Here is a 12,320-nt window from a genome sequence, read left to right on the forward strand (position 1 = left end):
TTGCTACCGCCCCTTAGAGAACTGCTTTCGGGTAGGAACCCAGCACTTTGAGTGCTACTGCTTCCTGACTGATCTTTTCCAGCACACCTTTGATCAATGGATCGCGATGGTGGCCAACGAAGTCGATGAAGAACACGTAGGTCCATTTACCGCTGCGCGAAGGACGGGTTTCGATGCGCGTCAGATCGATGCCGTTATCGTGGAACGGCACCAGCAATTCGTGCAGCGCGCCCGGCTTGTTGCTCATGGAAACGATGATCGAGGTTTTGTCGTCGCCGGTCGGCGGCACTTCCTGATTACCGATCATGAGGAAGCGCGTGGAGTTGTCCGGACGGTCCTCGATCTTCTCGGCCAGGCGGGTCAGCCCGTACAGGCTGGCCGCCATGTCGCCGGCAATCGCCGCCGAGTTCCACTCACCCTTGACCCGCTTGGCCGCTTCGGCGTTGCTGGACACCGCCACGCGCTCGACATTCGGGTAATGGGCGTCCAGCCACTTGCGGCACTGGGCCAGGGACTGGGCGTGGGAATAGATGCGGCTGATGCTGTCGGTCTTGGTGTTTTCACCGACCAACAGGTGATGGTGGATGCGCAGCTCGACTTCGCCACAGATCACCATGTCGTGTTCGAGGAAGCTGTCGAGGGTGTGGTTGACCGCGCCTTCGGTGGAGTTCTCCACCGGGACCACGCCAAAATTCACCGCACCGGCCGCCACTTCACGGAACACTTCGTCGATCGCCGCCATCGGCTTGCTGATCACGGCGTGACCGAAGTGCTTCATGGCCGCCGCCTGGGTGAAGGTGCCCTCAGGGCCGAGGTAAGCCACTTTCAGCGGCTGCTCCAGCGCCAGGCACGAAGACATGATTTCGCGGAACAGCCGCGCCATCTCTTCGTTGCCCAGCGGCCCCTGGTTACGTTCCATCACACGCTTGAGCACCTGAGCTTCGCGCTCAGGACGATAGAACACCGGCACTTCGCCTTCGGCCAGCGAGGCCATCTTTACTCGCGCGACTTCCTGGGCGCAACGCGCACGCTCACTGATCAGCTCCAGGACTTTGGTGTCCAGCGCATCAATGCGAACGCGCAGTGCCTTGAGTTCTTGCTCAGACATTAGCCGTGTTCCTTCTCGAACTCTGCCATGTACGAAACCAGTGCGTTGACCGCAACGATATCGACGGCGTTATAGATGGAGGCGCGCATGCCGCCCACGGAACGGTGACCCTTGAGGTTCAGCAGGCCACGTTCGTCGGCACCGGCCAGGAACGGCTTGTCCAGGCGATCGTCAGCCAGACGGAACGGCACGTTCATCCACGAGCGGTCCGACTTGTTGATCGGGTTGCTGTACAGGCCGCTGGCGTCGATGAAGTCGTACAGCGTGCGCTGCTTCACTTCATTGAGCTTGCCGATGGCTTCGACACCGCCCTGCTCCTTGAGCCACTCGAACACCAGGCCGGACAGGTACCAGGCCAGGGTCGGCGGCGTGTTGTACATCGAGCCGTTATCGGCGGCGACCTTGTAGTTGAGCATGGTCGGGCACAGCGAACGGGCGTGACCCAGCAGGTCTTCGCGCACGATGTTGACCACGATGCCGCTCGGGCCGATGTTTTTCTGCGCGCCGGCGTAGATCATGCCGAAACGGGAAACATCCACCGGGCGCGACAGGATGTCCGAGGACATGTCGGCCACCAGCGGCACATCACCGGTTTCAGGAATCCACTGGAATTCCAGGCCGCCGATGGTTTCGTTCGGCGCGTAGTGAACGTAGGCCGCGTCTTTCGACAGCTTCCATTCGTTCTGGCCGGGAATGGCGAAATAGTCGTAAGGCTTGGCGGTCGCGGCAACGTTGACGTGGCCGTAACGCGAAGCTTCTTCGATGGCTTTCTGCGACCAGATACCGGTGTCGATATAGTCGGCAGAGCCGTTTTCCGGCAGCAGGTTCAGCGGAATCTGGGCAAATTGCTGGCTGGCGCCGCCTTGCAGAAACAGCACTTTATAGTTCGACGGGATATTGAGCAGATCACGCAGATCCTGCTCTGCCTTGGTGGCAATGGACACGAACTCATCGCTGCGATGGCTCATTTCCATGACCGACAGGCCCTTGCCGTGCCAGTCGAGAAGTTCACCCTGGGCGCGCTGCAGGACAGCTTCGGGAAGCGCCGCAGGACCGGCACAGAAGTTATAGGCTCTCTTGCTCACATCCAATCTCGCTCTGATCTGGTGGTATCACGCAATAAATCACATTAACAGCCGACACCGGTCCCCTGCTGACACAGGGATTTGTGGGATCTCCAGAGGTGTCGATATTTCAGTACGGACAAACAACAAGGGGGCGAATTTTCATCCGCCCCCTGTTTACCCGCTTATTCCTGTGGTTCTTCGTCAGCGGCGGCGTCGAGCTGCTGGTCTTCGGCAACATCATCAATGACGACGTCACCCTCGAACACTGCTCCCTCTTCACCTTCGAGCTCTTCTCCCTCGACTTCCGAAGGCTCCTGAACCCGTTCCAGGCCGACCAGTGTTTCGTCATTGGCCAGTTTGATCAGGGTCACGCCCTGGGTATTACGACCCAGGCTGGAGACTTCGTCGACACGGGTACGAACCAGGGTGCCCTGGTCGGAAATCAGCATGATCTCCTCGCCGTCGAGCACCTGCACGGCACCGACCAGACGGCCGTTACGTTCGTTGCTGACCATGGCGATAACGCCCTGACCGCCACGCTTGTACTCAGGGAACTCGGTGATCGCCGTGCGCTTGCCGTAGCCACGCGCCGAAGCGGTGAGGATCTGGCTGCCTTCTTCCGGAATCAGCATGGAAATCAGCTTCTGGCCTTCCGGCAGACGCATGCCGCGCACACCGCGAGCGGTACGGCCCATGGCGCGAACGTCGGATTCCTTGAAGCGAGTCACCTTGCCGCCGTCGGAGAACAGCATGACTTCGCGCTCGCCATCGGTGATGGCCGCGCTGATCAATACGTCGCCTTCGTCCAGCTCCAGCGCGATCAAACCGACGCTGCGCTGACGGCTGAAGGATTCCAGCGGGGTCTTCTTCACGGTGCCGTTGGCGGTGGCCATGAAGATGAAGTGACCTTCGGTGTATTCCTCGACCGGCAGCATGGTGGTGATGTATTCACCGTCATCCAGCGGCAGCAGGTTGACCAGCGGACGACCACGGGCAGCGCGGGACGCTTCCGGGATTTCGTAGGTTTTCAGCCAGTACACCTTGCCCTTGCTGGAGAACAGCAGCAGCGTGGTGTGGCTGTTGGCAACCAGCAGGTGAGCGATGTAGTCCTCATCCTTGACGCCGGTCGCCGATTTGCCTTTACCGCCACGACGCTGGGCCTGGTACGCAGCCAGAGGCTGGGTCTTGGCGTAGCCACCGTGGGAAATGGTCACGACGCGCTCTTCTTCCGGGATCATGTCACCCAGGGTCAGGTCGAGACGGGCATCGAGGATCTCGGTGCGACGCACGTCGCCGTATTCGGCGCGGATCACTTCCAGCTCTTCGCGGATCACTTCCATCAAGCGCGTGGCGCTGTTGAGGATGCGGATCAGCTCGCCGATCTGGTTGAGGATCTCTTGATACTCGGCCAGCAGCTTTTCGTGTTCCAGACCGGTCAGGCGGTGCAGACGCAGTTCCAGAATGGCTTGCGCCTGCTCTGGCGACAGGAAGTACTTGCCGTCGCGCAGGCCGTATTGCGGATCGAGGTTTTCCGGACGGCACGAATCGGCGCCGGCACGCTCGACCATCGCCACCACAGCGGAGGATTCCCAAGGGGTGCTGACCAGCGCTTCCTTGGCTTCCGACGGGGTTGGCGAGGCCTTGATCAGGGCGATGACCGGGTCGATGTTCGACAGGGCGACCGCTTGACCTTCAAGGATATGACCACGCTCACGCGCCTTGCGCAGTTCGAACACGGTACGACGGGTGACCACTTCGCGACGGTGACGAACGAAGGCTTCCAGCAGATCCTTGAGGTTCAGGATCCGTGGGCGACCGTCGATCAACGCAACGATGTTGATACCGAACACCGCTTGCAACTGGGTCTGGGCGTAGAGGTTGTTGAGGATCACCTCAGGCACTTCGCCGCGACGCAGCTCGATCACGACGCGCATACCGTCCTTGTCGGACTCGTCGCGCAGTTCGGTGATGCCTTCAAGCTTCTTCTCTTTAACCAGCTCGGCGATCTTCTCGATCAGACGCGCCTTGTTCAACTGGTAAGGAAGTTCGGTGATGACGATCTGCTGACGGCCACCGACCTTGTCGATGTCTTCGATCATCGAGCGGGCGCGCATGTAAATGCGGCCGCGACCGGTGCGGTAGGCTTCGATGATGCCGGCACGACCGTTGATGATCGCAGCGGTCGGGAAGTCCGGACCCGGGATGTATTGCATCAACTCGTCGACGGTCAGCTCAGGGTTGTCGATGAGTGCCAGGCAACCGTCGATGACTTCACCGAGGTTGTGCGGCGGGATGTTGGTCGCCATGCCCACGGCGATACCGCTGGAGCCGTTGACCAACAGGTTGGGAATACGGGTCGGCATGACCGCCGGGATCATTTCGGTGCCGTCGTAGTTCGGCACCCAGTCCACGGTTTCTTTGTGCAGGTCAGCCAGCAGTTCGTGCGCCAGCTTGGTCATGCGCACTTCGGTGTATCGCATGGCCGCGGCGTTGTCGCCGTCCACCGAACCGAAGTTGCCCTGACCGTCTACCAGCAGGTAGCGCAGGGAGAATGGCTGCGCCATCCGAACGATGGTGTCGTACACCGCGGTATCACCGTGCGGGTGATACTTACCGATCACGTCACCGACAACACGGGCAGATTTCTTGTACGGCTTGTTGAAGTCGTTGCCCAGCTCGCTCATCGCGAACAGCACACGCCGGTGCACGGGCTTCAAGCCATCGCGCGCATCCGGCAGTGCCCGCCCGACAATTACGCTCATCGCGTAGTCGAGGTAGGACTGCTTCAGCTCGTCTTCGATATTGACCGGGAGGATTTCTTTGGCCAGTTCGCCCATGAGAAGCCTGATTCCTTTTTCTGGTGAAACTTCGTCACATCCATATGGGACCAACGAAGCTCGCCGCTGCAGGCTGAGTGCCATGCACCGACTTACGACAAATCAACGAGTTATGCCATGGATCTGCGCAGTAAAGATCGCCCCGCGGGGCAACCTTGGAAACCGCCGGATGTTATCACAAGAGCCGCCACGCACCTATCCCCCTGATGCGCATGGAGCATAGTTAGTTGACCGGTGACAGGCTTGAAGGGGACGAGAGAGGCTTAGAGCTTCTTTGTATGCAGATTTGAGGCCTGGCTTGCGGTTGTTTATTGACTTTTAAGGCCCCATCGCTGGCAAGCCAGCTCCCACACGATTATTGGCGGGCGCAAACCCCGTGGGAGCTGGCTTGCCAGCGATGGCGACCTTTCAGGCACAACAATCCTTTAATGCAGGCGCTTGCGGCACATCAGCTGGGCCATTTTCGCGGTATCGGGGCGTTCGACGATGCCTTTTTCGGTGACGATCACATCGATCAGGTCCGCCGGGGTCACGTCGAATACCGGGTTGAAGGCATCGACATCCGCCCCGACCCGCTCGCCGCCCATTTCCAGCAACTCGCGGCCGTCACGTTCCTCAATCGGAATGTCGTCGCCACTGGCCAAGTGCATGTCAATCGTCGAACTCGGCGCCACCACCATGAAACGCACGCCGTGGTGCATGGCGTTGACCGCCAGTTGATAGGTGCCGATCTTGTTCGCCACGTCGCCATTGGCGGTGATCCGGTCAGCGCCGACGATGACCCAGGTGATGCCTTTGGTCTTCATGATGTGGGCGGCAGCAGAGTCTGCGTTGAGGGTCACGGGAATGCCCTCGTTGGCCAGTTCCCACGCGGTCAACCGCGAACCTTGCAGCCAGGGACGGGTTTCGTTGGCATACACGCGCTCGACCATGCCTTCGATGAACGCACCGCGAATCACCCCCAGCGCCGTGCCGAAACCACCGGTCGCCAGCGCGCCGGTGTTGCAGTGGGTCAGGATCGTCTGGGCATTGCCCTGATGCTTGCGGATCAGGTCCACGCCCAGTTGCGCCATGGTCAGGTTGGCTTCGCGGTCACTTTCATGAATGGCGACGGCTTCGGCCTCCAGCGCCACCAACGGGTCGACATTGTCTTTCAGGCGATCGAGCCGGTCGTGCATGCGGCCCAGTGCCCAGAACAGGTTGACCGCCGTGGGACGTGCATCGGACAGCAGCGCGAAATCCTCTTCGAGTGCCGCATACCAGTCGCCACCTTCGGCAATCCGGGTGCGGGCTGCCAACACGATGCCATAGGCGGCGCTGATGCCGATGGCCGGCGCACCGCGCACCACCATCGAACGAATGGCTTCGGCCACGCCGGCGGCGCTGGTGTAAGGGATCCAGGTTTCCTCGAACGGCAAAACTCGCTGATCCAGCAGATAGAGGGCGTCATCACGCCAATCGATGGCCTTCACCTTCTCCGCAGCCAACAGTCGATCGCGCATCCCACACCCCGCACTCATGAACAAAAGCCGCCGATTATAGCGATCCCCCCGCGAAGACGCTCGGGTATACTTCGCCATCCTTTACAAAAGCACTGGACCCTCGATGCCGAACACTGCCGCTGCGCTCGACCTGCTATTACTGCCGACCTGGCTGGTACCCGTCGAACCTGCCGGCGTTGTCCTCAAGGATCATGCCCTGGGCATCCGCGACGGACGCATCGTTTTTATCGGGCCACGGACTGCCGCACTGAAGCTTGACGCCAGCGAAGTCCGCGACTTGCCGGACATGCTGCTCAGTCCGGGCCTTATCAATGCCCACGGGCATGCGGCCATGACCTTGTTCCGCGGGTTGGCCGATGATCTGCCATTGATGACCTGGCTGGAAAACCACATCTGGCCCGCCGAAGCGAAATGGGTCGATGAAGCGTTCGTGCGTGATGGCACTGACCTGGCTATCGCTGAGCAGCTCAAAGGTGGCATCACCTGTTTCTCAGACATGTACTTCTTCCCGAAGGTTGCCAGCGAGCGCGTGCACAACAGTGGCATTCGCGCCCAAATTGCGATCCCGATCCTCGATTTCCCGATCCCCGGCGCCAGCAGCGCGGACGAAGCCATTCGTCAGGGCATCGAGTTGTTTGGTGATCTCAAGCATCACGAACGCATCAAGATCACCTTCGGCCCCCATGCACCCTACACCGTGGGCGATGAAAACCTGGAAAAAATCCGCGTGATCGCCGAAGAGCTGGACGCGTCGATCCACATGCACGTGCATGAAACCGCCTTCGAAGTGCAGCAAGCGGTCGAACAGCGCGGCGAACGGCCCCTGGCCCGCCTCGCTCGGCTGGGTTTGCTGGGACCGCGTTTCCAGGCCGTTCACATGACCCAGATCAGCGAAGAAGACCTGGCGCTGCTGGTAGAAAGCAACACCCATGTGATTCATTGCCCGGAGTCGAACCTGAAACTGGCCAGCGGCTTCTGCCCGGTGGAGCGCTTGTGGCAGGCCGGGGTCAACGTTGCCGTGGGCACCGACGGCGCCGCCAGCAATAATGACCTGGACCTGCTGGGCGAAACCCGCACCGCCGCGCTGCTGGCCAAAGCCGTCGCCGGCTCGGCCACCGCACTGGACGCCCATCGCGCACTGCGCATGGCCACGTTGAACGGCGCCCGCGCCTTGGGGATCGAAACCGAAACCGGCTCGCTGGAAGTCGGCAAAGCCGCCGACATCGTTGCCTTCGATCTCTCCGGCCTGGCCCAGCAACCGATCTACGACCCGGTTTCGCAGCTTATATATGCCTCCGGCCGGGACTGCGTGAAACATGTTTGGGTCGCCGGCAAGCAACTGCTCGACGACCGTCGCCTGACGCACCTGGATGAACAGCAACTGGTCGCCACCGCCAAGGCCTGGGGCCAGCGCATCAGCGGCCGTACCGAATCGTAAGCACCCCGGACTCAACCCCGGGGCAACAGGATTTTTCAAGTTTTAGAGGACTTAAACCATGAGCAACGTCGACTACGCCGAAATCGCCAAATTCGAAGCCCTGGCCCATCGCTGGTGGGACCGTGAAAGCGAATTCAAACCCCTGCACGACATCAACCCGCTGCGGGTCAACTGGATTGACGAACGCGTCAGCCTGGCCGGCAAGAAAGTCCTCGACGTCGGTTGCGGCGGCGGCATCCTCAGCGAAGCCATGGCTCAGCGCGGCGCGACCGTGATGGGCATCGACATGGGCGAAGCGCCGTTGGCGGTCGCGCAGCTGCATCAACTGGAATCCGGCGTGAGCGTCGAATACCGGCAGATCACCGCCGAAGCCCTGGCCGAAGAAATGCCGGAACAGTTCGATGTGGTCACGTGCCTTGAGATGCTCGAGCACGTGCCGGACCCGTCCTCGGTGATCCGCGCCTGCTTCCGCATGGTCAAGCCGGGCGGCCAGGTGTTCTTCTCCACCATCAACCGCAACCCGAAGGCTTACCTGTTCGCCATCGTCGGTGCCGAATACATCATGAAGCTGCTGCCGCGCGGCACCCACGACTTCAAGAAATTCATCCGCCCTTCCGAACTGGGCGCCTGGAGCCGCATGGCCGGGCTGACCGTCAAGGACATCATCGGCCTGACGTACAACCCGCTGACCAAGCATTACAAACTGGCGGCCGACGTGGACGTCAATTACATGATCCAGACCCTGCGCGAGGAGTAAGCCGATGCGTATCAGAGCAGTTCTTTTCGACATGGACGGCACCCTGCTCGACACCGCGCCGGACTTCATTGCGATCTGCCAGGCGATGCGTGCCGACCGTGGCTTGCCACCGATCAACGATAAACACATCCGCGACGAGATCTCCGGCGGCGCCAAGGCGATGGTCGCAGTGACCTTCTCCATGGACCCGGAATCGCCGGGCTTCGAGGAACTGCGCCTGGAGTTTCTGGAGCGCTACCTCGTCGGCTGCGCGGTCCACAGCAAACTGTTCGACGGCATGGGCGAACTGCTGGCGGACATCGAAAAGGCCAACCTGATCTGGGGCGTGGTCACCAACAAACCGCTGCGCTTCGCCGAACCGATCATGCAGCAACTGGGGCTGGCCGAACGCTCGGCCCTGCTGATCTGCCCGGACCACGTGAAGAACAGCAAACCGGACCCGGAACCGTTGATCCTTGCCTGCAAGATGCTCGACCTGGATCCGGCCAGCGTGCTGTTCGTGGGCGATGACTTGCGCGATATCGAGTCGGGGCGTGATGCCGGCACCAAGACTGCGGCCGTGACCTTCGGCTACATCCACCCGGATGACAATCCGCGGCATTGGGGTGCGGATGTGGTGGTTGATCATCCACTGGAGCTGCGCAAGGTGCTCGATAGCGCCCTGTGCAGCTGCTGAGCCGAACCGGATTTTGTGGCGAGGGAGCTTGCTCCCGCCGGGGTGCGAAGCGCCCCTCTATCTACCACCACCGTATCTCGGGCACACCGCATTGAATGGTTTTACGACTGCTTCGCAGCCGAGCGGGAGCAAGCTCCCTCGCCACAGTTCGGTGCCCGCATAATTGTGTAGAGGTTTTTATGTTTGATTATTCCGCCCGCCCCGACTTGCTCAAGGATCGGGTCATTCTGGTCACCGGCGCTGGTCGTGGCATCGGCGCTGCCGCCGCTAAAACCTATGCAGCCCACGGCGCGACCGTGCTGTTGCTGGGCAAGACCGAAGCCAACCTCACTCAGGTCTACGACGAAATCGAAGCCGCGGGCCATCCGCAACCGGCGGTGATTCCGTTCAATCTGGAGACCGCCCTGCCCCATCAATACGATGAGCTGGCCGCGATGATTGAAACTGAATTCGGTCACCTGGACGGCTTGCTGCACAACGCCTCGATCATTGGTCCGCGCACGCCGATCGAACAGCTGTCGGGCGAAAACTTCATGCGTGTCATGCAAGTCAACGTCAACGCCATGTTCATGCTCACCAGCACGCTGTTGCCGCTGCTCAAGTTGTCCCAGGACGCCTCGGTGGTGTTCACCTCCAGCAGCGTCGGCCGCAAGGGCCGCGCGTACTGGGGCGCTTATGGCGTTTCCAAGTTTGCCACCGAAGGCCTGATGCAAACCCTGGCTGACGAAGTCGACACCGTAGCGCCTGTGCGCTCCAACAGCATCAACCCGGGCGCCACCCGCACAAGCATGCGCGCCCAGGCTTACCCGGGAGAAAACCCGCTCAACAATCCGACCCCGGAAGAGATCATGCCGGTGTATCTGTACTTGATGGGCCCGGACAGCAAGGGCATCAACGGCCAGGCTTTCAACGCGCAGTAATGCCGTACGTCGCTTTTGTGCCGCGTCGACTTCCCGTCGCGGCATTTGAGCATGCTCAACTTCTACAAAGCAGATTAAACTTGTACGAAATGTCCTACGGGACTGACGGATCAGTACTGACGCGCAGCCCAAAGCCGCTCTCACCCAGCTTGTAAGACAGCCTTACTGCTCAAGGGCGCACGCCATATGAAATCACCTTCCCAGACCAACGCAATTGACTTCGATAGCGCCAAATTGCAACGCCTGGGCTTTGGTCAGCAGCAACCCTCTCTGGAAAGGCCGGTCAGCCTTGCGAAACTGCGCCAGCAAATGAGCATGCAGCTGCAAACCAGTCTTGAGCCGCAACGCATTCTCGGTTTGTTCTTCCGCGAGGTTCAGCGCCTGGTTCCGCTGGATGCCTTGAGTTACGAGCACAAGAGCAGCGACCTGCGACTGGAATTCGGCCAACGGGGTCACCACTCGATCAGCTACAGCCTCAGCCACGAGGGTGAACATTTGGGTGAGTTGGTGTTTCGCCGCAACCAGCGTTTCAGCGAGCAGGAACAGGGCAACCTTGAGTCGCTGCTGGCGACGCTGCTGTACCCGATGCGCAATACCCTGCTGTACCGCGCCGCCACCCAAAGTGCCTTGCGCGACCCATTGACCGACACCGGCAACCGCATCGCGATGGATCAGACGCTGCAACGGGAAATCGAGCTGTCACGGCGTCATCTGCAACCGTTGTCGTTGCTGATGCTGGACATCGACCACTTCAAGCGGATCAACGATACCCATGGCCACAGCGCCGGCGATGACGTGCTCAAGGCGGTTGCTGCCTCGATCAAAAATCAGCTGCGCAATGTCGACATGGTGTTTCGTTTCGGCGGCGAGGAGTTTTTGATTCTGCTGTCGAACACCAGTCGCGAAGCCGCTGCCCTGGTGGGTGAACGCCTGCGATTTGCCGCGCAGGCCGAGGAATACATCGCCGATGGACGCTCGATCGAGCTGACGATCAGCCTCGGTTGCTCGACCCTGCTGCCCGGCGAGTCCGCCGAGAGCCTGGTGCGACGGGCCGATAATGCGCTGTATGTCGCCAAGCGCGAGGGGCGTAACCGGTTGACGATGGCCGGCTGATTTTCAGCCACGACCCAAATCAATGTGGGAGCGAGCCTGCTCGCGATAGCGGTGTGTCATTCAACATGATTGCTGACTGACACGGCCTGATTGCGAGCAAACACGCTCCCACAGTTTTTATTGCGTATTTCGGAATCAGCTTTCAGCCAACTCCAATCGTTCCCGAACTACCGGCGCCTTCTCTGAATGCTCCAGCTGCATGCACCGCTCAAGGAACAGGTACATGTAGTCATAGCTCTTGCACACCGCCTGACGCAGCTCCACTTGCAGGGCTTTGCTCGGGTTGGTGCCCGCCAGGGTGCAGATGATTTCCAGCGCTTCCCAAGGATGGGCATCGTCGTACTGGGCATGCATCTTCAGCCACTTCATCGCACGCTTGCGCTCTTCCTCGGGGAACGAGGCGGCGTACACGCCATTGGAACAGACCACCGCCGACCACTCGCCCGTCGCGCCTTCAATGGCGTAGTTGGTGGCGGCAATGGCGACGATCAGCGAATCCGCCGAACTGGTGTGCCAGCACCAATGGCTCAGGGCGTGAAGTTCAGGGGCAACCTGTTGTGCCTGCAGATCTTCGAGGCTGACGCCGTGTGCACGGCTCCAGTTCAGCCAGTAGTCGGCATGGTTCAATTCGACTCGAATATTGCGCATCAGCCAGCGACGCGCCATGTCCTCGCCAGGGTGGCGGGCGAAACGGGTCTTGGTCAGGTTTTGTGCCATGTACAACGCGAACTGTTCAACCACCGGCCAGCCACCTATCAGGTACTGACGCATGGTTTTTGCACTGAGTTTGTTATCTCGCATGCGCTGATACAGTTCGTGTTCCACAACCCGGCGCTTGCTCTCGCTGCAATCCTGGATCAGGCGCTGGGCCCAGGCAGGATAACTTGCAGCTTCCATGAGCG

At 60.4% G+C, this 12,320-nt stretch carries 10 protein-coding genes; 5 read left to right on the forward strand and 5 right to left on the reverse strand.

Annotated features, from left to right (window positions below; translation table 11 throughout):
* Positions 1-13: 13 nt before the first annotated feature.
* The 4 genes from pheA to mtnA form a co-directional block, all read right to left on the reverse strand.
* Positions 14-1,108: a prephenate dehydratase gene (gene pheA / locus M5G20_RS22545; RefSeq protein WP_060540878.1), complete on the reverse strand. Its 1,095-nt coding sequence runs from the start codon at positions 1,106-1,108 to the stop codon at positions 14-16.
* The gene (gene serC, locus M5G20_RS22550; protein WP_273920958.1) at positions 1,108-2,193 is read right to left on the reverse strand and encodes a 3-phosphoserine/phosphohydroxythreonine transaminase; all 1,086 of its coding nucleotides are present in this window, start codon (positions 2,191-2,193) and stop codon (positions 1,108-1,110) included. Before serC ends, pheA begins: the two co-directional genes overlap by 1 nt.
* Positions 2,194-2,357: 164 nt before the next feature.
* Complete coding sequence (gyrA, locus tag M5G20_RS22555; RefSeq protein WP_273920959.1) at positions 2,358-5,012, reverse strand: DNA gyrase subunit A; 2,655 nt, start codon at positions 5,010-5,012, stop codon at positions 2,358-2,360.
* A gap of 425 nt (positions 5,013-5,437) precedes the next feature.
* Complete coding sequence (gene mtnA / locus M5G20_RS22560; protein ID WP_273920960.1) at positions 5,438-6,514, reverse strand: S-methyl-5-thioribose-1-phosphate isomerase; 1,077 nt, start codon at positions 6,512-6,514, stop codon at positions 5,438-5,440.
* 103 nt (positions 6,515-6,617) lie between these two features.
* Between mtnA and M5G20_RS22565 the strand changes: the two genes are divergently transcribed.
* From M5G20_RS22565 to M5G20_RS22585, 5 genes are all read left to right on the forward strand, one after another.
* Complete coding sequence (locus M5G20_RS22565) at positions 6,618-7,952, forward strand: TRZ/ATZ family hydrolase (protein WP_273920961.1); 1,335 nt, start codon at positions 6,618-6,620, stop codon at positions 7,950-7,952.
* 58 nt (positions 7,953-8,010) lie between these two features.
* Complete coding sequence (gene ubiG, locus M5G20_RS22570) at positions 8,011-8,709, forward strand: bifunctional 2-polyprenyl-6-hydroxyphenol methylase/3-demethylubiquinol 3-O-methyltransferase UbiG (RefSeq protein ID WP_075947352.1); 699 nt, start codon at positions 8,011-8,013, stop codon at positions 8,707-8,709.
* Between the two features lie 4 nt (positions 8,710-8,713).
* Entirely contained in the window at positions 8,714-9,385 is a 672-nt protein-coding gene (gene mupP / locus M5G20_RS22575) for an N-acetylmuramic acid 6-phosphate phosphatase MupP (protein ID WP_217873267.1), read from the forward strand.
* A 179-nt stretch (positions 9,386-9,564) separates the two neighbouring features.
* Positions 9,565-10,305, forward strand: coding sequence for a YciK family oxidoreductase (locus M5G20_RS22580; RefSeq protein WP_273920963.1), 741 nt, complete (start codon positions 9,565-9,567; stop codon positions 10,303-10,305).
* 186 nt (positions 10,306-10,491) lie between these two features.
* Complete coding sequence (locus M5G20_RS22585; RefSeq protein WP_273920965.1) at positions 10,492-11,418, forward strand: GGDEF domain-containing protein; 927 nt, start codon at positions 10,492-10,494, stop codon at positions 11,416-11,418.
* Between the two features lie 135 nt (positions 11,419-11,553).
* Here the strand turns inward: M5G20_RS22585 and M5G20_RS22590 are convergent, their stop codons facing one another.
* Positions 11,554-12,315: a TenA family transcriptional regulator gene (locus M5G20_RS22590; RefSeq protein WP_443218319.1), complete on the reverse strand. Its 762-nt coding sequence runs from the start codon at positions 12,313-12,315 to the stop codon at positions 11,554-11,556.
* Between the last annotated feature and the right edge of the window lie 5 nt (positions 12,316-12,320).

The sequence above is a fragment of the Pseudomonas sp. TNT2022 ID1044 genome (genome assembly GCF_028656895.1).
GTDB lineage: Bacteria > Pseudomonadota > Gammaproteobacteria > Pseudomonadales > Pseudomonadaceae > Aquipseudomonas > Aquipseudomonas reinekei.

Excerpts from the sequence above, each read along its gene's own strand:
- pheA (WP_060540878.1), bottom strand. The coding sequence starts at position 1,108 with ATGTCTGAGCAAGAACTCAAGGCACTGCGCGTTCGCATTGATGCGCTG.
- gyrA (WP_273920959.1), bottom strand. The coding sequence starts at position 5,012 with ATGGGCGAACTGGCCAAAGAAATCCTCCCGGTCAATATCGAAGACGAG.
- mtnA (WP_273920960.1), bottom strand. The coding sequence starts at position 6,514 with ATGCGCGATCGACTGTTGGCTGCGGAGAAGGTGAAGGCCATCGATTGG.
- M5G20_RS22565 (WP_273920961.1), top strand. The coding sequence starts at position 6,618 with ATGCCGAACACTGCCGCTGCGCTCGACCTGCTATTACTGCCGACCTGG.
- ubiG (WP_075947352.1), top strand. The coding sequence starts at position 8,011 with ATGAGCAACGTCGACTACGCCGAAATCGCCAAATTCGAAGCCCTGGCC.
- mupP (WP_217873267.1), top strand. The coding sequence starts at position 8,714 with ATGCGTATCAGAGCAGTTCTTTTCGACATGGACGGCACCCTGCTCGAC.
- M5G20_RS22580 (WP_273920963.1), top strand. The coding sequence starts at position 9,565 with ATGTTTGATTATTCCGCCCGCCCCGACTTGCTCAAGGATCGGGTCATT.
- M5G20_RS22585 (WP_273920965.1), top strand. The coding sequence starts at position 10,492 with ATGAAATCACCTTCCCAGACCAACGCAATTGACTTCGATAGCGCCAAA.
- M5G20_RS22590 (WP_443218319.1), bottom strand. The coding sequence starts at position 12,315 with ATGGAAGCTGCAAGTTATCCTGCCTGGGCCCAGCGCCTGATCCAGGAT.